Annotated in this window: 22 protein-coding genes and 1 other RNA gene; 4 read left to right on the top strand and 19 right to left on the bottom strand. The window is 31.6% G+C overall.

What is annotated here, in order from left to right:
- Position 1 precedes the first annotated feature (1 nt).
- The 11 genes from FMM56_RS08250 to mapA all read right to left on the bottom strand — a co-directional run bounded on the left by FMM56_RS08250 (position 2) and on the right by mapA (position 10,125).
- Positions 2-1,090, bottom strand: a complete 1,089-nt coding sequence (locus tag FMM56_RS08250; protein ID WP_150139929.1) for an ABC transporter substrate-binding protein — start codon at positions 1,088-1,090, stop codon at positions 2-4.
- A 9-nt stretch (positions 1,091-1,099) separates the two neighbouring features.
- A complete protein-coding gene (locus FMM56_RS08245; RefSeq protein WP_150139928.1) occupies positions 1,100-2,212 on the bottom strand; it encodes an ABC transporter substrate-binding protein in 1,113 nt (370 codons plus the stop codon).
- Between the two features lie 9 nt (positions 2,213-2,221).
- Positions 2,222-2,668, bottom strand: a complete 447-nt coding sequence (locus FMM56_RS08240; protein ID WP_150139927.1) for a c-type cytochrome — start codon at positions 2,666-2,668, stop codon at positions 2,222-2,224.
- Positions 2,652-2,840, bottom strand: a complete 189-nt coding sequence (locus tag FMM56_RS08235; protein ID WP_150139926.1) for a hypothetical protein — start codon at positions 2,838-2,840, stop codon at positions 2,652-2,654. The genes FMM56_RS08240 and FMM56_RS08235 overlap by 17 nt, the downstream gene beginning before the upstream one ends.
- A gap of 70 nt (positions 2,841-2,910) precedes the next feature.
- Complete coding sequence (locus FMM56_RS08230) at positions 2,911-3,942, bottom strand: aspartate-semialdehyde dehydrogenase (RefSeq protein ID WP_150139925.1); 1,032 nt, start codon at positions 3,940-3,942, stop codon at positions 2,911-2,913.
- 3 nt (positions 3,943-3,945) lie between these two features.
- A complete protein-coding gene (locus tag FMM56_RS08225) occupies positions 3,946-5,241 on the bottom strand; it encodes a sigma-54-dependent transcriptional regulator (protein ID WP_150208349.1) in 1,296 nt (431 codons plus the stop codon).
- A 50-nt stretch (positions 5,242-5,291) separates the two neighbouring features.
- Positions 5,292-5,741, bottom strand: a complete 450-nt coding sequence (locus tag FMM56_RS08220) for a hypothetical protein (protein WP_150139923.1) — start codon at positions 5,739-5,741, stop codon at positions 5,292-5,294.
- Complete coding sequence (gene flgP / locus FMM56_RS08215) at positions 5,717-6,241, bottom strand: flagellar assembly lipoprotein FlgP (protein WP_150139922.1); 525 nt, start codon at positions 6,239-6,241, stop codon at positions 5,717-5,719. Before flgP ends, FMM56_RS08220 begins: the two co-directional genes overlap by 25 nt.
- Positions 6,242-6,302: 61 nt before the next feature.
- Entirely contained in the window at positions 6,303-8,879 is a 2,577-nt protein-coding gene (gyrA, locus tag FMM56_RS08210; RefSeq protein ID WP_150151782.1) for a DNA gyrase subunit A, read from the bottom strand.
- A gap of 35 nt (positions 8,880-8,914) precedes the next feature.
- Positions 8,915-9,490, bottom strand: a complete 576-nt coding sequence (locus FMM56_RS08205; RefSeq protein ID WP_150151779.1) for a ComF family protein — start codon at positions 9,488-9,490, stop codon at positions 8,915-8,917.
- Positions 9,487-10,125, bottom strand: coding sequence for an outer membrane lipoprotein MapA (mapA, locus tag FMM56_RS08200; RefSeq protein WP_150151776.1), 639 nt, complete (start codon positions 10,123-10,125; stop codon positions 9,487-9,489). The genes FMM56_RS08205 and mapA overlap by 4 nt, the downstream gene beginning before the upstream one ends.
- A gap of 200 nt (positions 10,126-10,325) precedes the next feature.
- On the opposite strand from mapA, the gene FMM56_RS08195 reads away from it, so the two are divergent.
- From FMM56_RS08195 to FMM56_RS09450, 3 genes are all read left to right on the top strand, one after another.
- Positions 10,326-11,687, top strand: a complete 1,362-nt coding sequence (locus FMM56_RS08195) for an SLC13 family permease (protein WP_150139918.1) — start codon at positions 10,326-10,328, stop codon at positions 11,685-11,687.
- 91 nt (positions 11,688-11,778) lie between these two features.
- The gene (gene lepA, locus FMM56_RS08190; protein ID WP_150139917.1) at positions 11,779-13,569 is read left to right on the top strand and encodes a translation elongation factor 4; all 1,791 of its coding nucleotides are present in this window, start codon (positions 11,779-11,781) and stop codon (positions 13,567-13,569) included.
- A complete protein-coding gene (locus tag FMM56_RS09450; protein ID WP_150139987.1) occupies positions 13,527-13,733 on the top strand; it encodes a transglycosylase SLT domain-containing protein in 207 nt (68 codons plus the stop codon). Before lepA ends, FMM56_RS09450 begins: the two co-directional genes overlap by 43 nt.
- On the opposite strand, the gene FMM56_RS08180 is transcribed toward FMM56_RS09450, so the two are convergent.
- From FMM56_RS08180 to efp, 3 genes are all read right to left on the bottom strand, one after another.
- A complete protein-coding gene (locus FMM56_RS08180) occupies positions 13,714-14,001 on the bottom strand; it encodes a hypothetical protein (RefSeq protein WP_150139916.1) in 288 nt (95 codons plus the stop codon). The genes FMM56_RS09450 and FMM56_RS08180 overlap by 20 nt on opposite strands.
- Before the next feature lie 126 nt (positions 14,002-14,127).
- Positions 14,128-15,348 carry an ammonium transporter gene (locus FMM56_RS08175; protein WP_150151774.1) on the bottom strand — a complete coding sequence of 407 codons (1,221 nt, stop codon included), beginning with the start codon at positions 15,346-15,348 and terminating at the stop codon, positions 14,128-14,130.
- Positions 15,349-15,777: 429 nt separating this feature from the next.
- Complete coding sequence (gene efp / locus FMM56_RS08170; RefSeq protein WP_150140454.1) at positions 15,778-16,347, bottom strand: elongation factor P; 570 nt, start codon at positions 16,345-16,347, stop codon at positions 15,778-15,780.
- A 91-nt stretch (positions 16,348-16,438) separates the two neighbouring features.
- On the opposite strand from efp, the gene rnpB reads away from it, so the two are divergent.
- An RNA gene (rnpB, locus tag FMM56_RS08165) (RNase P RNA component class A) lies at positions 16,439-16,759 on the top strand.
- A gap of 53 nt (positions 16,760-16,812) precedes the next feature.
- Here rnpB and FMM56_RS08160 read toward each other — a convergent pair.
- The 5 genes from FMM56_RS08160 to FMM56_RS08140 form a co-directional block, all read right to left on the bottom strand.
- Positions 16,813-17,037, bottom strand: coding sequence for a hypothetical protein (locus FMM56_RS08160; protein WP_150140453.1), 225 nt, complete (start codon positions 17,035-17,037; stop codon positions 16,813-16,815).
- Entirely contained in the window at positions 17,012-17,401 is a 390-nt protein-coding gene (gene fliS / locus FMM56_RS08155; protein ID WP_150208346.1) for a flagellar export chaperone FliS, read from the bottom strand. The genes FMM56_RS08160 and fliS overlap by 26 nt, the downstream gene beginning before the upstream one ends.
- A gap of 11 nt (positions 17,402-17,412) precedes the next feature.
- A complete protein-coding gene (gene fliD, locus FMM56_RS08150) occupies positions 17,413-19,350 on the bottom strand; it encodes a flagellar filament capping protein FliD (RefSeq protein WP_150208343.1) in 1,938 nt (645 codons plus the stop codon).
- Positions 19,351-19,743, bottom strand: a complete 393-nt coding sequence (locus FMM56_RS08145; RefSeq protein WP_150140448.1) for a flagellar protein FlaG — start codon at positions 19,741-19,743, stop codon at positions 19,351-19,353.
- Positions 19,744-19,876: 133 nt separating this feature from the next.
- Positions 19,877-21,676 (bottom strand): menaquinone biosynthesis decarboxylase, encoded by a 1,800-nt coding sequence (locus tag FMM56_RS08140; protein WP_150208341.1) that lies wholly within the window; start codon positions 21,674-21,676, stop codon positions 19,877-19,879.

Raw genomic sequence — 21,676 nt, 5'->3', positions numbered from 1 at the left:
TCTAAGGATTGATAGTATCTTTATAAATTTGGCTTTGATTATTTATTTCTTTGATAACAACACTTCTTTTTGCATTGCCACTTTTATCAATGCTAATTTTGCCCGTTACGCCTTCAAAATTCGTTTTATGAATTTCATCATTTATACACTTAGGGCTTAAATTTGATAAACAATTATTCATAGCCCTTATCATTACAAAATAAGCATCAGCCCCCATTGCAGTAAAATTTGGCACCTCACCCTTATAATTTTTAATAAATTCCTTAGCTAAATCAGTGCTAGGATTATTATAATCAAAGCTATCAGTAAAAATATGACCCTTGCTTGTATCGCCAGTTAAATTTATAAAAGTCTTATCAGCAACCCCATCAGCTGAACCCATAGGGGTATTTAGCTTTAAATTTCTAGCTTGTCTTACAAAAAGGGCAGCCTCGTTATAATAAAGTGGCAAATAAATAAAATCAATATTTAAATTTTTAAGCTGGGCTATTAAGGTCTTAAAATCTTTATCGCCTGAATTTATCTTAAAGGTATTTAAAATATCGCCACCTCTTTTTTTAAACTCATTTTCAAAGGCCTTTGCAAGTCCTAAAGAATAATCGGCACTTTGGTCCATTATTATCGCAACTTTTTTATAATTAAGCTTGTCAAATACATATTTTGCTAAACTTTCACCTTGAAAGCTATCATTAAAACAAACCCTGCTTGAAAAATTTTTTTTATCTAAAATTCTATCACTTGTAGCAGCAGGGGCAATTAATGGAATTTCTTTTTCTTCTGCTACTCGCATAACTTGCAAAGTATTTGCTGTAAGCATTTCTCCTATTAAACCAAGCACCTTTTCATTTGAAACAAGACGTAAAGAAGAAGAATAAGACTCAAGCTTATCGCCCTTTGTATCTACTACACTTAATACAATCTTGTCTCCATTATCTAAGCTACCTTGCATACTATTTGCTAATTTTATGCCATTAAGTGCACTTTGTCCATAGGCCGCACTTGCACCAGTTAATGGTAAAACAACGCCTATTTTATACTCATTTGAATACAAAAAAAGATTTAAACACAAAAATATTAATATTTTTTTCATAAATTAACCTTATGGATTTATAGAACTTTTAAAATGTTGTTTTTGATTTACAATCTCTTTTATAACCACAGGTCTTACAGCATTTCCATCTAAATTTATAGTTAAAATTCCACCCACGCTTTCATAATTTTTAGTACTTTTAATCTTTTCATTTATACATTTTGAGCTTAAATCATTTATACAAGCATTCATTGCATTTACCATTACAAAATAAGCATCAGCCCCCATTGCCGAAAAGGCTGGTAATTCCCTTGAACCCTTTGTTTTTTCATACTCATTTAAAAAGTCTTTTCCAAGCTTTGTACTAAGATTGTTATAATCAAAGCTATCTGTAAAAATCACGCCATTAACAGCTTCTCCACCAAGTTCAATAAAGGCTTGATTATTAACCCCATCAGCTGCACTTAATAATTTTATAAAATTCATTTGTCTAGCCTGTCTTGCAAAAAGGGCGGCTTCTGGGTGATAAATAGGCATATAAACAAAATCAATATCTATATTTTTAAGTTGAGAAATAATAGCCCTAAAATCTTTATCGCCTGAATTTATATTAATCTTTTTTGAAATTTGACCACCATTTTTTATAAAAGAAGCTTCAAAGGCCTTTGCAAGTCCTAAAGAATACACATTGCTTTGGTCGATTATTATAGCTACTTTTTTTAAATTTAATTCCTTGCTAACATAGCTAGCAAATTTATCACCTTGAAAGCTATCATTAAAACAAACCCTACTAGCAAAGGTCCTTTTATCTAAAAGCTTGTCCCCTGAGGCCACTGGTGCAATTATAGGAATTTGCTTATTGTCAGCTATTGAAATGGCTTGAATGGTATTTGGTGTAATGGCCTCTCCTATTAAAGCTATTACCTTATCTTGTGATATTAAGCGATTTACCCCATTTGCAGTTTCAAGTTTATCGCCCTTTGTGTCTATTATCACAAGTTTTACTTCATCGTTATTTTCAAGTTTAAAGCTTAATTTATTAGCAAGACTAACCCCACTTAATATATCTTGTCCATAAGCTGCAACTGCTCCTGTTAAAGGCAATACAATGCCTATTTTATGTTCTTTCGCCTGTAGATTAATAAAGGCAAAAATTCCAAGTATTAAACATATTTTTTTCATATTTTTTCCTTATTTTATAAAAGTACCATGTTTTGTTTTTTTGGGTGGTTCTTGTTCTATTAAATCTTGTATTTGTAATTCAATAACAAAATTTTCACCCTTAATATAAGCTATTAATTCATCCATTTCATCATGCGTTAAGCTATTTGCATAAATTGCCATCTGCACTGAACCTGCTGTTTGGCTATTGTTTCCAAGTGCGTAATCAATAAGGCTAGATTTAATATCTTGTGCGTTCATATCTCTTAATCTTCTAGACCCTGTTAATTTTTTCTCACCCATATCGCCATGGCAGGTATTGCATCTTTTTTTAAAATAAAGCTCTTTAGCCCTTTGAGTATCATAAACCTTATCAGCATCAAAAGAATAATCAAACAAAGATTTTAAGCTAACACCAAAGGCAAAATTTAAGCTTAAAAAAAATAAAATAAATATTAACTTATTCAACGCCAACATTTATTAAAGCCCTACCTTGATGACCATCTTTCTTTTTAGCACTGCCTGAGTTATACTCATATTTTAAAGAACCACTTATATCAACATCCTTAATAGTTTCGTTAAAATCACTTGCCTTAGTAAAATTTAAACAAAAAATCAAGCATAAAACAAAAAACATAACTTTTTTCATTTACTTTCCTTTTTCTCATTAAATAACAAGCCTTGATTATAGCAAAAAATTATAAATTTACTTTTTAAATTTATGCATTGTGAATTTTTAGCCATTTTTGTGCAATCCTAACTGCATTTGTAGCAGCCCCAACACGAATTTGATCAGCCACGCACCAAAGATGCAAAATATTTTTCCTACTTAAATCAGCCCTGATTCTACCTACATAAGTATCGTTAGTATTGCTTGTATAAAGTGGCATAGGATATTGTTTGTTTCTTATATCATCGATTAATTTTACGCTTTTAGCCTTACTTAAAATTTCCCTTGCTTTTTCAACATTAACCTCATTTGTAAAACTCATGGTAATGGCCTCACTATGACTTCTTAAAACAGGTACCCTAACGCAGGTTGCTGAAACTTCAATCTTTTTATGTAAAATTTTTTGAGTTTCATTTACCATTTTAAGCTCTTCTTTTGTGTAGCCATTTTCTTCATTAAAAACATCAATATGAGGTATCAAATTTAAAGCAAGTGGATAAGTAAAAACCTTAGCCTCAAATTCATCTAATTTAAAGGCAAAAAAACTTTGCATAGCCTCAACTAATTCTTGCATACCCTCTTTTCCAGCCCCACTTGCTGCTTGATAAGTGCTTACATCAACCCTTTGTAAATCAAAGACTTCATCTAGTGGCTTTAAGACATGGACCATTTGTATAGTAGAACAATTAGGATTTGCTATAATGCCTGTTTTTTTATAAAGCTTAATATCTTCTTCATTGCACTCAGGCACTACTAATGGTACGTCTTCATCCATTCTAAAATGACTTGTATTATCAATCACCACAGCCCCACATTCAACAGCAAATTTAGCATATTTTTCTGAAATACTTCCACCTGCACTAAAAAAGGCTATATCAACAGGATTTTCCTTAAAAACATTTTCAGTAAGCTCTTTTACCTTATAAATTTTACCTTGAAATTCCACTTCATCGCCCACACTTCTAGCACTAGCAAGTGGCAAAATGCTTTGTACAGGAAAATCAAGTTCATCTAAAACATTTAAAAGCTCCTCGCCAACAGCACCAGTAGCCCCAACTATCGCAATTCTTTGTTTTTTCATATCTTATCCTTTTATATTATATTTTTTCATTTTTTCTTCAAAAATATCTTTTGCAAGTCCTAAAATTTTAGCTGCTTCTTCTATATTAAAATTTGTGTTTTCTAAGGCCTCTAAAAGTAATTCTTTTTCCAAATTTTTAACACTTTTTTTAACCGTTCTAGCCTCTAAAAATAAGTCCTTGCTTGTAATTTCCTTACCCTCACTTAAAATACAAGCCCTTTGAATTATGGAGATTAACTCCCTAACATTGCCAGGAAAATCATATTCTAATAAGGTTTTTTGTGCTTCCTTACTTAGTTCTTTGTTTTCAAATTCGTATTCTTTACAAGTATCATCAAGCACCCTTTTTGATATATCTAAAATTTCTTCCTTTCTTTCTCTTAGAGGTGGTATATTTATAGGCAAGGTATTAAGCCTATAATATAAATCTCTTCTAAAATTTCCATTTTGAATTTTATCATCCAAATTTGCATTTGTTGCACTTATGATTCTTACATTTATCTTAATGTTTTTTGTACTACCAAGCCTTGTAATTTCTTTTTCTTGCAAAGCCCTAAGTAATTTTGCTTGAATTTCATAAGGCATTTCTCCTATTTCATCTAAAAATAAAGTCCCTTCGTTTGCTATTTCAAAAAGCCCTATTTTTGTGGCGTTTGCATCTGTAAAAGCTCCTTTTTCAAAGCCAAAAAGCTCACTTTCAATCAAATTTGCAGGAATTGCTGCCATATTAATAGCCACAAAAGGCTTATTCGCTCTTTTACTATTTTTATGGATAAATTGTGAAAAAAGTTCCTTTCCAACCCCACTTTCACCAAAAAACATAACAGAAGCATCAGTTTTTGCAGCCTTACTACTTAAATTTAATACTTCTTCAAGTTTTGGTGAGCTTGCAAAAAAATCACTATTATTTTTTTCTTTTTTCTTAGCTATTTTTTTATCGCTTGTTTTTTCGCGTATAATCTTAGCCCTTTTAATCGCTTCAACAAGGGTATTAATATCAAAGGGCTTAGTTAAAAAATCCTTAACCCCAAGCCTTACGGCCTCAATGGCCCTATTTAATGTAGCATTGCCTGTAATAATAATAAAATCATATTTATTATCGCAAGTTTTTACAAATTCAAGCCCATCAATGCCTGGCATATTAATATCTGTTATAATTAAATCGGTGCTATCGTCTAGCTTTTTTAAGGCCTCAGTGGCTGATTTATAGCTTTTAATATTAAATTCATCATACTCACTAAGTGCAATTTCTAAAGATTTTCGCATATTTATATCATCTTCTACGATAACTAAATTCATAAGCTCACCTTAAAATTTTTGCAAGATAATAGCAAATTTGCACTTAATTTTTATTTACTCTTTTTAAGATAGTAAATTAAGGCACTATTTTGACCAAAATCAACTATAAAACGAAGAGGTAAAATTTTCACATAGGTTTCATTTTTTGCTTGCATTAAATTTGTATTGATTATATCTTTAACGCTAATCTTAGCACCTATAAAACACTCACTAAGCTCGTCTTTATGCTCATTTAAAAAGCTTAATTTTCTAGCCTTTGGCATATCATCATCTATTAAGCCAAGTTCATTTTTAGGTAACTCATCATAATCTTTTTGACTAAATTTAATCTCACAAGCAAATTCACTATCTGCATTTTCGCTATTTGTCATAGCTAGGGATAAATTTTGTTTTTGATGAAAAAGGATTAAATTTTTATTAGTAAGCTCTGCCCAGAAGATAAATTCCTCGCAACAAAGCTTAACACTAAGAAAGATTAATAAGCAAACAATTCTTTCCACTTATCGGCGTCTATTTTTAATTCTAAATTAATGCGATAAAGCCCTTGATTAAAATTCTCATCAATAATACTTGCATTTTTAATTAAACCATTTACTTGTGCTGTAATAGTAGAACTTCTAAGCATAGCATCCTTTACTGTATCCTTACCATTTACCTTAACGCCATAAAGCTTACTAGCAAGTTGTCTATAACCATCAGTTATCGCAGCCCTTTTTGCAAGTGCTAATGCTTGTGCTGATGAAACTGTGTTTAAAGGAGCAATTCCTTCGCCAACAGCAGTAAAACTAAGCTCTGTTTCACTTACATCAGGTGCTAACATCTTTTCTTGTCTAATGATATCTCTAACATCATCCTTATCTACCTTTTGAACGATTACATCAGAACTTGGAGTAGAAGTTGAAGTTGAACCTGTGCCAGTACTTGCAGTATTTCTTTGCGAAATAGGCGTACACCCAACAAAAACCAACGCTAAAACAAGCGCAAAAAATAAATTTTTCATATTACACCCTCAAAATATTGTAATTACAATTTACTTAGCAAAAAGCGTGCCAACATTATAACTAATCTAAATTTAAATCTTGATTAGTATCATCGCCTAAATTTTCTTCTTCTTGTTTAGGACATTTTGCTATACTAACCACCTCATCGTTTTCGACCTTAATAACTATAACTCCACTCGTATTTCGCCCAGCCTTTCTAATGCTTTGCATATCAACACGAATCATCTTTCCACTACTTGTTAAAGCCATTAAATCCATACTTTCATCTACTATAACAACCCCTACTAAATCCTTTGTTTTATCAGTTAGCTTCATGCATATAACGCCCTTACCACCTCTACTTTGAAGTCTATATTCAGAAGCCATTGTTCTTTTTCCTATACCCTTTGCACTAACGCTTAAAATTTCTTGTTCATCATTTTCTATAAGGGTAGCCCCGATAACACAATCATTTTCTTCTTTAAATTTAATAGCCCTAACCCCACGACTAACGCGACCTATCTCACGCACCTTTGCAAGTGGGAATTTAATACACATGCCTTTTTTAGTAATAGCAAAAAGCATTTTTCCTTTAAAATTCTCGTCTATGATTTCATTATTTTCATCGTTTTGGCTATTTTCATCTACTTCTATAGGTTCGTTTTCATCGATAATAGGCTCATTTTCATCCCTTTGGACAATCAAAGCTGTTACAATCTGGTCATTTTCATCTAAATTTATAGCCCTCACCCCTATGTTTCTAATATTTTTATATTCACTTAAATTTGTTCTTTTTACTATACCATTGCTTGTGAAAAAGCATAAGGATTTACTCTTATCAAAATCGGTAGTAGCTATGATAGCTTGTATCTTTTGACCATTTAATTCAAATAAATTTACAACGGCCTTTCCTTTTGCGATGCGGCCTCCTTCTGGAATTCTATGCACCTTTAGCCAGTAAAGCTGACCTCTGTCTGTAATAAACATTAAAGTATCATGCATATTTGCAGTAAAAAAGCTTTCTATAAAATCATCATCATAGGTAGTAAGGGCTATTTTCCCTTTACCTCCTCTTTTTTGCCTTTCATACTGCTTACTTGCCATTCTTTTAATATAACCTCTATGAGTTATAGTAATAACCATATTTTCATTAGGTATTAAAGACTCATCGCCTATCTCATCGTAATCATCTTCTATTTGAGTGATACGAGGCACGTCAAATTTCAAACGTAATTCTTTTAATTCATCTTTAATTAAATTTTCAAGCAAATCCTCGCTTTTTAAAATTTCTTCAAGTCTTGCAATCTCTTTTATAAGTTCATTTAACTCATTTTCAAGCTTTTCTCTTTCAAGTCCTGTAAGTTTGCTAAGTCTCATATCTAAAATAGCATTGCTTTGCAATTCACTTAAATTAAATCTAGACATTAAACTAACTCTAGCAGTGCTTGTATCAGGGCTTGTTTTGATTAAATTTATAATCTCATCTATATTATCAAGTGCTATTTTAAGACCTTCTAAGATATGTGCCCTAGCCTTTGCCTTTTGAAGTTCAAAAATAGTTCTTCTTATAATAACCGTTTTTCTATGGGTTAAAAATAAATTTAAAAGTTCTAATAAAGAAAAAATCTTTGGTTCTTTATTATGAATTGCTAACATAATCACACCAAAGGTACTTTCCATAGTGGTTGACTTAAATAAATTATTTAAAACTATATGACTTTGTGCCTCTCTTTTAAGTTCTATAACAACTCGAATTCCTTCTCTATCGCTTTCATCCCTTACTTCTGAAATTCCTTCGATTTGCTTTTCTTTTACTAAGTCAGCAATTTGTTCGATTAATCTTGCCTTATTTGTTTGATAAGGTAATTCATCAATCACAATAACATCTTTATTTGCCTTTCTTTCTATATGTGTTTTTGCACGAATTTTAACCCTACCTCTACCAGTACGATACGCATCAATAATGCCTTTTTTGCCATAAATTATCCCAGCAGTTGGAAAGTCAGGTCCTTTTATAAATTGCATAATCTCTTCTAAACTTGCATCCTTGTTGTCAAGTAAGTATAAAAGCCCATCGATAAGTTCATTAAGGCTATGAGGAGGAATATTTGTAGCCATACCAACAGCAATCCCACTTGAACCATTTAATAATAAATTTGGCACCCTAGAAGGTAAAACATCAGGCTCACTTAAAGAATCATCATAATTTGGCACAAAATCAACGGTTTCTTTATCAATATCCCTTAAAAGCTCCTCAGCTAAAATAGTCATTCTAGCCTCAGTATAACGCATAGCAGCAGCACTATCGCCATCAATTGAACCGAAATTTCCTTGCCCATCAACGCTTGGATAACGCATAGAAAAATCTTGTGCCATTCTAACAAGTGCATCATAAACTGCCCCATCTCCATGTGGATGATACTTACCTATAACATCACCTACTATACGAGCTGATTTTTTATATGCACTTTTGCTTCCAACGCCAAGGTCATTCATAGCATATAAAATGCGTCTGTGTACTGGTTTTAAACCATCTCTAGCATCTGGCAATGCCCTACCTATAATAACACTCATAGAATAATCTAAATAACTACTCTTAATAGAATTTTCTATATCTACAAGCTGAGTATCGCTATTATGATTGAAAATATTTTCCATAAAAATCCTTACAATAAAAGCTACATTTTACCAAATTAAACTTTTGCATCAGCTAAAACTAAAGCAAAAAGTACGCATTTTCCTTTTTTTTCTAAAAATTTTTTAGCCTCTAATAAACTACAACCCGTGGTTATAACATCATCAACTAATATAACAGGGTGTTTTATATCCTTTAAAAGTTTGTATTTTCTTTTATTTTGCTTACGAAAAGACACACTTTTACCAGAATACTTTACGAAATTTTGAGCTTGTAAAACTCTAAATTTAGGCTTTATACTAGCACTTTTTAAATGCTTTGCTAAAATAGCACAATGAGAATAAAGGGAATCTTCAACCCTATCATCAAGTGCTATGGCATTTATTTTTTCATTAGGATTAAAAAAATCCTTAAATTTGCCAAAGCTTAATTTTGCCAACATATTAAAGACAAAATACCCATAAAAATGATGTTTTGAAAATATCAAATGCTTTATCTCATCATACTTATAAAAAGAATAAACCTTAAAATTCTCTTCAAGCTTTCTAACGCCTAGAGAAAATTCCCCAAGTTCTTCTAAGCATTTATCGCAAAACACAAGCAAGGAAAAGTTGTGACAGTTAACACATCTCACAACTCAGATATTAAACTTGCTGCTTTATTTGCCATTTGTTTTATAAGCAAATGCGTATAAAAACTAATATCTCTTAGATTACTAAAGCCTTCTACATCTTGCTTAGTCCTAAGTGTAAATTTTTTATCTTTATTAATATCCTTAACGCTTAAAACCCCAACCAATCTTGAATGAAGCCCTGTGGTATCTTGCTTTGAATTAAAACCGGTAAAGCTTAAATCTATCTTGCTAACATAAGGAGAATTATTGTTGTTGTCATCTAACACCTCAATATGCCTAGCTTCTAATTCTTGCTTTAAATAAATATAAAAAGCTGTGTGAAATTGCACATCTACAAGATAAGTCCTAGTATCTGTGTTAAGTACTTTTTCTTCTTCTTTTAAGTCATAAAAACGATGCAAATATACTTTTTTAATGGCTACTGAACTATCAAGCGTACGTTTTGATGCACAACACTTAATACCCATATCGCTTACATAATAAAGTCCTTTGATTCTAGCCTCAAAAGCTTGTGAGCTTTCGCAAGAATAACACTGCGTATTATTAGCAATTTGATTTACCTGCGAGTAAGTATTACTTGAACAAGCATTTAGTAAAAAGACTGCTAATATACATAAAATGAGATTTTTTAACATCAACTCTCCTTTATGATTTTCAATTTGAAAAGGTATTTTACTAAAAAACTTATCAAAAAATATTAAAATTTTTAAATTTAATGTATATTTTTGATACTTTTTTAAACGCTAAATTAAAAGTTTTGTAAATTTAAAAATTTTTTATGAAAAATACATTCTTTTTAACTTATAATAAAACTAATTTTGTTTAAGGAGCATTTATGAGTAGAAGCATAAGAATATCTATAATTATAGTGGATATATTATTATTTATAGCACTTCTTTATTTACTACCCTTTGAGACAAAGGTAAATCAAGGCTTAGCTATATTAGTTTTTATAGCAGTTTTATGGCTAAGTGAAGCAGTTCACACAACAATAACAGCTATTTTAATCCCTATTTTAGCAGCTTGTACTGGTCTTTTAACCACTAAGGTAGCTCTGGCAGGTTTTGCTGACCCAAATATTTTTATATTCTTTGGAGGTTTTGCCCTAGCAGCTGCCATGCACTATCAAGAACTTGATAAAATCATAGCCCAAAGAATTTTACTTTTAGCTCGTGGTCATTTTGCACTTTCTTTGCTATATATGTTTATTATAACTGCATTTTTATCAATGTGGATTAGCAATACCGCCACAGCTGCTATGATGCTACCACTTGCCATTGGTATGCTTTCTAATGTGAAATTTGAAGAAAATAAGAGCACTTATGTTTTTACCCTACTTGGTATAGCTTTTTCTGCAAGTATAGGAGGAATTGGCACCCTTGTTGGTACCCCTCCAAATCTAATCGTTGCTACAAATTTAAATATAAATTTTTCTCAATGGTTACAATATGGAATCCCTATGGTCCTTGTCTTAATGCCTTTAATGTTAATAGTACTTTTCATAGTATTTAGACCAAATTTAAAACAAAAGGTAGGCGGAACCCTAGACATTATCCCTATGAATAAACAAAGATACATAACCCTAGCTATCTTTGCCTTTACTGCATTGTGCTGGATATTTTCTAGCTATTTAAGCCCTTTAGTAGCATCTTTAATCAATATGAAAAAAATTGCCTCCTTTGATAGCGTAATAGCTATTTTTGCTGCTGTTTTGGTATGTATTTTTGGCGTAATTGATTGGAAAAAAGTAGAAAAAAATACAGAATGGGGCGTTTTAATGTTATTTGGTGGTGGAATTACCCTAAGTTTAATATTAAAGGATTCAGGTGCTAGTAAGGTAATGGCTGATGGTCTTATTTGGGCTATTCAAGGAGGACATTTATTTTTAATTGGCCTAGCTATTTCTTTCTTTATAGTTTTATTAACAGAATTTACCTCAAATACAGCATCAGCTGCACTTTTAGTGCCTTTATTTATTTCAATCGCAGAATCTTTGGGTGCTCCTCCACTAGGTCTTGCCTTAATAATTGCAATCGGGGCATCTTGTGCTTTTATGCTACCAGTTGCTACCCCTCCAAATGCTATAGTTTTTGGAACAGGTTATATAAAACAATCTGAAATGGTAAGGGTAGGCATTATTTTAAATATTTGTTGTAGCGTTATAATCGCCATAGCTGCTTACTTCTTTTGGCTTTAATTTAAGATAGGCCTTGTGTCTATCTTACCTTTCTTTTAAATTTATTTTGTTACAATTTTACTTTTTTAAATTTTGAAATTTAAGGTCTTATATGAAAAATATTAGAAATTTCTCCATAATAGCACATATTGACCATGGGAAAAGCACCTTAGCTGATAGAATTATTAGTGAGTGTGGGGCGATTAGCGATAGGCAAATGAGCGAACAGGTTATGGATACTATGGATATAGAAAAAGAAAGAGGAATTACTATAAAAGCCCAATCAGTTCGCCTTGAATACACTTTTAATAAAGAAAATTTTATATTAAATTTAATAGACACCCCAGGCCATGTTGATTTTAGTTACGAGGTAAGTCGTAGCCTTGCAAGTTGTGAGGGGGCTTTGCTTGTAGTTGATGCAAGTCAAGGGGTACAAGCCCAAACCATTGCTAATGTTTATATAGCACTTGAAAATAATTTAGAAATCATACCTGTTATTAATAAAATCGATTTGCCATCAGCTGATATAAATAGGGTTAAACATGAAATAGAACATATTATAGGCATTGATTGCAAGGATGCAATTTGCGTTAGTGCAAAGACAGGACAAGGCATTAAAGAATTGATACAAAGGATAATCACGCAAATTCCACCTCCAAAGGCAAATGAAAACGCCCCAACTAAGGCTTTAATTTATGATTCTTGGTTTGATAATTATTTAGGGGCCTTAGCCCTTGTTAGAGTTTATGAAGGAAGTATTAGTAAAAACGATGAAGTTATAATAATGAGTACTGAAAAAAAGCATTTAGTGCAAGAACTTTTTTATCCTCACCCTATAAATCCTAAAAAGACAAATAGAATTTGTGCAGGCGAGATCGCAGTTGTGGTACTTGGACTTAAAACACTTGGGGACGTGCAAGTTGGCGATACTATAAGCTTAGTAAAAAACAAGGCAAAAGAAGCAATAGTAGGCTTTCAACAAGCTAAAGCTTTTGTATTTGCAGGGCTTTATTTAATAGAAACTGATAAATTTGAAGATTTAAGAGAGGCACTTGATAAATTAAAATTAAATGATAGTTCTATAACTTATGAACCTGAAACCTCCCTTGCTCTTGGTTTTGGCTTTAGAGTAGGCTTTTTAGGGCTTTTACATATGGAAGTAATCAAAGAAAGGCTTGAAAGGGAATTTAACCTAGATTTAATCGCCACAGCCCCAACCGTGACTTATGAAGTTTATTTAACTGATAATTCTATGATTAAAATTCAAAATCCTAGCGAACTACCAGCTGTTAATAAAATAGCCTATATAAAAGAACCCTTTGTTCGTGCTACAATCATTAGCCCTAGTGAGTTTTTAGGAAATTTAATTACGCTTTTAAATAATAAAAGAGGAATTCAAATAAAAATGGATTATATAACGCCTGAAAGGGTCTTACTTGAGTATGATATACCATTAAATGAAATAGTTATGGACTTTTATGATAAATTAAAAAGCTTAACTAGGGGTTATGCTAGTTTTGATTATGAACCTATTGAATTTAGAGATGCTAATTTAGTAAAGCTTGATATAAAGGTAGCTGGTGAAAATATAGACGCATTAAGCATTATAGTACCTAGTCAAAAAGCACTTAGCAAGGGACGTGAACTTGTAAAGGCTATGAAAGAAATAGTCCCTAGACAGCTTTTTGAAGTAGCCATTCAAGCAAGTATTGGAAATAAAATCATAGCAAGAGAAACGGTTAAGTCAATGGGTAAAAATGTAACTGCAAAATGCTACGGAGGCGATATTACACGCAAAAGAAAACTTTTAGAAAAACAAAAAGAAGGCAAAAAAAGGATGAAAACAATAGGTAAGGTAAAATTACCTCAAGAAGCCTTTTTAAGCGTTTTGAAGATAGATTAGAAAATTATCTTAAATTTGCTAATAATACCTATAAGATAGATTATAAAATAATTTTAGCCATAGCTTACAAAGAAAGTAGATTTAACGCAAAAACTATAAATGCAATAAATAAAAAAAATACAAAATTATTAAAAATAATTTATTTTAATATTGCCATTGTATAGGATGCTTTTCAAAATAAACTATATTAACAACTTCTTTACAATTAATAGCATTTGTTACATCTAAGTTATCATTACAAAAAACATAAAATTTTGAAAGAATATCTGCATTTTTATTAGCAAAAATACCATTTTTAACTTCTTCTTTTTTACCAAATTTACCTTTAAGCTTATTAAGCATCTCAAATTTAGTATAAAGCTCATCTTTGTGATTATTAGAACAATATTTGTCTTTTGAAAAAGTATCATTTAATGAATCGGAACAACCCAAAAATCGCACTTAAACCTAAAGCACTTATTTTTCATTTTTACCCCATTTTTTCTAATTTTTCTAAAAATTCGTATTTTATCATTTTTTTGCAAATTCAAGGACTTAAAAATTTAAGCCCTTGAATAACTAATTATAAGCTTTTTCACCATGTAAGATAATATCAAGTCCTATATTTTCATCTTCTTTTTCAACCCTAAGACTAGTAAAAAGTGAGATAAACTTAAAAATCGCATAACTTACTATAGCAGAAAGTATAATGCAAATTATTATAGCAAGGCATTGTTCTAAAAGCAAATGCCAAGAACCACTTATAAATAAGCCCTCTCCTAAATTTGACGCACCATTATTTACACTATCGCTCGCAAAAAGCCCTGTTGCAATGCCTCCCCAAACACCACCTATTCCATGCAAAGAAAAGGCGTCCAAAGTATCATCAAAGCCAAGTTTGTATTTTATATAACTAAGTCCCATGTAGCAAAAAATCGCACTCATAGCACCTATAATCATACTCTCAAGAATCCCAACATAACCACAAGCTGGTGTAATGCCTACAAGACCAGCCACGAGCCCACTAAGTCCTCCTAAAATGGATGGCTTTTTATGTTTAATCCACTCAGCCAAAACCCATACTAAAAATCCCATAGACGCTGATAATATGGTAACTATAAAAGCATTTACAGCTATTTCATCGATCTCACCTGCACTACCTGCATTAAAACCAAGCCAACCTATAAAAAGTAAGATTGCCCCTAAAAAGGCATAAGGTATGGAATGGGCTGCTGTTTGTGTAGGCTTTTCATTTCTAGCCCCTACCATTAAGGCACCAACAAGACCTGCAACGCCTGAACTAATGTGCACAACTCCACCTCCAGCAAAATCAAGACTTCCTCTTTTTAACAAAAAGCCATCGCTACTCCAAATCATATGGGCTAAAACATCATAAACTAAGGTACTCCAAAAAAGCAAAAATACCACTAAAACGCCTAATTTAACGCGTCCAACCAAGCTTCCTGTAATAATAGCAGAAGCGATTAATGCAAACATCATTTGAAATATCACAAAAAGGACATTTGGCACGCCTGCATCATTTTCCCCACTAATGCCATTTAAGGCAAAATTTGCAAAGGACCCTATAAGACCAGTGCCACTATCATCCCCAAATGATAAGCTAAAGCCTATCAAAACCCATTGTAAGCTAATGACACCAAAGACTATAAAACAATTCATAATGGTATTTAGAGTATTTTTACTTCTTACCATACCAGAATAAAACATAGCTAATGCCGGTGTCATCAGCAAAACAAGTAAAGAACAAAGCATAATAAAGCTAGTATTTACTGCGTTCATTTTTCTCTCCTTAAAAAATCAAAAGAAATTATATTTAAAATTCTTTAAAAAAATATAAAATTAATAAAATATTAATATAATTTTTTAATCAAAATTATAATTTATATCTAAAATAACTATTTTTAAGGTATTTAAAGAGAATAAAAATTTTTTAATATTTAGATTTTTGTTAGAAATTTTTTATGAAAGATAAAAATTTTAATAAAAATTCAGCTTAAATTTTGCCTTTATTTTGATAAAAATTAATGATTGAAGTATTTTTTATTTAATTTATAAAATTTTAATAAAAATATTTTAATAGTTTTAAAATTTATAGTTTTGTATATTAAATTTTTTGATATTTTTTAAGAAAGTTAAAAAGTTAAAAAATAAATTGAAAGTTTTAAAAAAAATTAATGGCAAATTTGCCATTAATATAAAAGCAAATCTTTATTTATTTACCCTTTCTATGTATTCTCCACGCACTGTGTCAACGCGGATTACTTCACCTTCTAAGATATGAAAGGGAATTTGCACAACAGCCCCCGTTTCTAAAGTGGCTGGTTTTTTATTAGAACCTTGAGTATCACCTTTAAAATTTGGGGCAGTTTCAACGATTTTAAGCTCAACTACTTGGGGTACTTCAACGCCTATTGCTTTGCCATTGTGAAAAAGCACATCAACCATCATACCATCAAGCATCCATTTTTTAACATCTCCAACATCCTCATCACTAATGCCAACTTGCTCATAGCTTTGAGTATCCATAAATTGACAATTTTCCCCATCATCATAAAGGTATTGCATAGTTTTTTCTTCTAAATTTGGAGACTCACATTTATCGCCTGCGTGAAAGGTCTTTTCTAGTACCTTACCATCGATAAATGATTTAATCTTAATGCGAACAAAGGCAGGTCCTTTACCGGGTTTTACATGCTGGTATTCTACGATTTTAAAAGGAACACCATCGATTTCAATTTTTAAGCCTTTTTTCAAATCTCCCATTGAGTAAGTTGCCATCATAATCCTTTAATAAAAAATGAGCGATATATTAACAAATATTTTTTTATAAACTAATAAAAATTACTAAATTTTAGATAAAATTACACACAAAGCATAGTAAATGCTCGCTTCATTTTGAAGAGGAAAGTCCGAGCTGCTAAAGACAAGAATTCCATCTAACAGATGGCTAGGGCGACCTAAGGGATAGTGCAACAGAAAGTAAACTACCATGAAAATGGAAAAGGTGAAAGGGTGGGGTAAGAGCCTACCAGCGTTTTTGGTAACAATTTCGGCTATGTAAACCCAATTCGCAGCAAGAAGGGATGGTTAAAGTCTTTGTTTTTAACCCTTCGCTTGATTTTGTTTGTAAAAACAAAACTAGATAAATGAGCATTCACGACAGAACTCGGCTTATCGCTATGCTTTTAAATTTTTAATAACTTATTTTTTAATATTTTCATATTCTTTAATATTTTCACAATCTCACGATTTGACATATTTTAATGCCCTGCGGCATTTTTGAATTTCAACAGCTTGTAAGTCTTTTTTATGTTTAACTAATTTTATGGCCTCTATTAATAAGGCCCTGATTTGTACTAATTCACTTTGATTATATTCTATTCTATTAAGTAATTTTTCAAAACTTCCTATATCATCCAAAAATAAGGCTAATTTAAATTCATCAAGCCAAGTCTTGTTTTTTTTCACTATGCACTTCCCTCCAAACCTCTAACAAACATTTGGCTACATTTATCACCTCATCAACCCTAGCTTCGTTATTTTCTAAATTTGCTAATGCTAGAAGTTGAATTTCTCTTGTATAAAGACCAGCTAAATAATACGCCACATCGCCACCTTTTTCATAATCAAGCCCGTTTATTAATTCTACAAAAATTGCAGTAGCCCTTTTAATATAATATACCCTTTGTTCTATATCTTCATTACGTATATAAACCTTTGCCCTAGCACAAAATTTCAAAATGCCCTCATAAAGCATTTCTACGAGTTTTTGGGGGGATTCTACCCCCAATTGATTTTGAGAATACGCATTACAAGCTAACTTATTTTGCATTGCTAACTCTTTTAATCATCAGACTGACTCATCATTTCAATCAACATTTCAACGGCTGAAAGTTGAGAATCAAGGGCACTTAAAATCTTTTCATACTGCAACCATTGATTTTCCATAGTTGCATATTTAGCATCAATCATTTCTTGTACCCTTTCTTTTGACTCAGTGAGTGCTGTAGTAGAAGAAGTAAGGCTTTCATCATACAAGGTTAAAGAACCATTTGTACCTATAATACCATTAATAGCATCTTTTAACTCAGCAAAGATACCGGTTGCTTCTTTGATACTTGCATACATAGTAGTTTCTTTTAAACCAAAGGTACTAAGAAAATCGCTATCACCCTTGATTTGCAAATTCGAACCGGTAGTACCAGTTAATACTAGATTATAACCTGTTTCGCCGTTTTTATTATAGGTTTCATAGCTAGCAGTTAGCCCTTCTATACCAAGGTCATTAATGTGAGTAACTAAATTTTGCATAATTTCTTCTTCGGTGTTACCTGTTAAAACAAAAGTAGAACCATCTTTATTCTTATACAAATCATAAGTAGTTTCATTGTAGATTATTTTAAAATCACCTGAACTAAAGGTTATAGAACCACCTTCATCTTGCAATGCTTTTTCTAAAGAACCTGTTTTAATGAGATTACTAGTATAAGTAAGGGTTTCATACTCTCTAATACCTGCAAAGAATTCCTCGGCAAAGTCAGGGTCTTCTTTCATCTTGCTTTCAAAGGTAGAAGAATCAAAGCTTAATACCCCATCATCTGATACACTTAAACCATAATCAAGCAAAGAAACTGAAACTTGAGAAGTTGAATAAGTACCATCATCGTTTTCAACTGTGCCTATTACTGTTTGATAACCAAAAAGGATTTTATTTATAGTTGACTTAATGCTTGTTACTGCATTTACCCCTACTAAGCTACCTGAAGTACCAGTATCAATATCATAGTCAGTAGCAGCTGAAAGATTAGCGATTAGGTTATTGTAAGCTTCAACTAAACTTTCCATAGCCTCGGTAGCAGATGATAAATCCTGTGTTACTTCAAAATTTATATCGCCTATTGTGTTAAGGGTTAGTGTAAGACCTGTGGTTAAATCATCTATGGTATTAGAAGACCTAGTGTATTTGATACCATCTATTGTAAAATAAGCATCTTGTGCAGTTTGTACGTGTAAGTCTGCATCATTTGTGATACCATAACCAGCAAAGCTAGAATCAGTAACGTCAACTGAACTAGTACTAGTATCCATCTCCCAACCTAAATTTTTTAAAATTTCCTCTGCCTCAGTACTTGTTTCATAAGTAGAAGTAGTGCTATTTTTTGTACCAGCAAAAAAAGTAATAGCATTATCAGACCCAGTATCACCACTGGTAAGGGTTAGTCTATAAGGAGCATCCTTTTCTCCTGTATTTACTATCTTTGCTACTATAGCCCCATCAGTTGCACTATTAATCTCATCTGCTAAGTCTTGATAAGTCATACTTGAAGTAACATTTATAGTATAAGATTGTCCATCAACAAAGAGTGTAAAAGCAGTAGGAGAAGTAAGGCTAGAATTTACATAACCTGTATTATTTGAAAAACCTGCACTTTGATACACATCTTTTTGTGCTAATTGAGTAACACTAACATTTAATGATTGTAAAGCTACACCACTATCTGCTGTTAAAGTAGCAGCTGGGTCATCTGTTTTGTTAGCTGTAACACTTCTTTTTGTAAAAATCGTACCATCGCCTAGTGTTGAAACAGAAGTTTTCAAACTAGAAAGCATAGTGATAAGTTCTGTTACATCGGTTTGTTTTGTGGTATTACTTTCTATTTGCGTAGTATAAGGCGTAAGTCTAGAAGTCTCATCCGTTGCCTTTAACTGATCAATAATATCTTGTGTCAAAACACCAGAAGCAAAACCTAAGCTTGATAAGCTACTTGATTCTGTTGCCATTTAAACCTCCTCATCGTAAATCATGCCCATTGCATCTCTAAAATATTCGGTTAAACGCATGGCCTCTTCGGTTGGAATTCTACGAATTTCCTTGCCTGTCATCTTTTCTACTACGCTAACATACATGCGATCAATTTCATCACTATAACCAAATCTAATATTTGAATCCATAGTTTCCATTTGCTCGTTTAATTCCTGCGTAATCTCGGCTAACTTTTCGCTTAACCCTTTATCGCTTTGCTGAGTACTCTCAATGCCATCCTGGCTTTGAACGCTTTGTGTAGTATTAGTAGTACTAGCACTTTGCGAATTACTAGACTCAAAATCTGTCTTAGATACAGCCGAAGTTGTATCCATTTGCACACCTTGCATAGCTAATTTTGTCACTTCCATCTTAAAATCCTTTTTAAAATTTTTTTGTGTTAGTCAATCTCTATATCGACTATTACAAAAATTAATAAACACTTTGTAAGCAATTTTAACAAATTATCTCTTGTTTTTAAAGAACTTTTTTGTTAATTTTTTATTAAATTTCAAATTTGTCAAAAAGCTGAGTATCATTTTGTATAATCTTTCTTAAAACCAAATCTTCTAAAACGCCCTTTGAACAATCAACTTGCTTTGGCCACTGCCTTGTATAATTTTCTAATTTTCCCTTTTTAGTAGCGTCTAAACAAACCCTTTCATCTTTTATAAAAACATCTCTTAATCCATCTATATTATTACTTACTCTCCAAACAAGCATGTATGGATTTTCAAGCTTATTTTCCTTATCTAAAAATACTAAAATTCTAAAATGATTTTTAAACTCAAGCAAATTTCCAAAAAGTGTTGAAATTTTTTCTTTTTTATCTATTAAAATACACACTACAGGGCTTTTTGTTTGTACATAAAACTGCTTTAAATCTATAAGGTCGATTTTACTTTTAAAAAGGTCTTTTAAATTTTCATCACTTAATATTTCAAGGGTTTGTACATGTGCTATTTTACTTGCATCAAGCCCTATTTTTCCACCAAAACACTCATCATTACTAGAATGGTCTAATTGGTCGCAAATTCCCTTGCTAATTAGGATATTGTTACTATCAAAATGCTCCAAAATATAAGGGATTAACTTATCATAATCATCTAAATCAGGGGCCTTTTCATCAACAAAAATTGCATGTTTTACAAAACTCATTTGCCCAACGCCCCAAAAAGCATGCATTAATTGAGTAGCTTGAGCTGGGTATTTAAGATTAAATTTAGCTAAAATTAAATTATGAAAAACGCCATTTTCTGGCATTTTATAATCAATCAAGTCAGGTACAGAAGTTTGCAAAAGTGGCAAAAAAATCCTTTCAGTCCCAAGCCCCATAACCCTATCTTCTAAAGGAGGCTTTCCAACAACGGTAGCTTGATATACAGCATTTTTCTTAACCCTTATCTTTTCAACTTTCATAACAGGAAAAGGCAAAACCGGCGTATAAAAGCCTGTATGATCACCAAAGGGTCCTTCATCTTTAAAATTATCTATCTCAACAAAGCCCTCAATTACTATATCGCTATCAAATGGAACAAAAATTTTATTATCACAAGCAGATAAAATAGCCCTTTTTTTCTTTATAAAACCATAAAGCAAAAGTTCAAAAATTCCTTTTGGTAAAGGAGCTTGCCCACACCAAATATATAAGGGGTCACCACCAATTGCTATACTTACAGGCATTTTTTTTAGCCCTGCTTTTTTATACTCATTATAAAAATTTGCCCCATCTTTATGAATTTGCCAATGCATTAAAAGTTCTTTTTCACCACTTACTTGCAGACGATACATACCTAAATTATTTTGCTTTTTATCAAGGCTTTGAGTATAAACTTGCCCCATGGTTATAAATTTGCCACCATCTTCTTCCCAAGTTTTAAGCACTGGTAAATCATAAAGGCTATCTAATTCTTTATAGCTAAATTTAGGCTTAGGCAATTTTAATCTTTTTGGTGGTACATTTTTTAAGGAAAGTAAGAATTTAAAAAAATCAATCTTTGCACTTAAATTTGTAGGAATATGCATTTTTGTTAATTTTAAAATTTCATTTACTACTTCTTCAAAATCTCTAGTAAAGGCTAAATTTAAAGCTAATTTATTACAAAATACATTCATTAAAACAGGATGATCATAGCTTTTATTTTCTTTTTTACTAATTGGATTATTAAATAACAAAGCCTTGCCATCTTCGCCCTTTTTTGCCTCTATATAAGCAATATGTGGAATTTCAAGTTCTACATCTAAGGGCTCATTATAGATTTTTAATAAATCATTTTCTTTTAAAATTTTTATAAATCTTTGCAT

The sequence above is a fragment of the Campylobacter sp. LR264d genome, from assembly GCF_008633895.1.
GTDB lineage: Bacteria > Campylobacterota > Campylobacteria > Campylobacterales > Campylobacteraceae > Campylobacter_D.
Note: the sequence above shows the minus strand (reverse complement) of the source record. Positions and strands in the feature narration are given on the sequence as shown.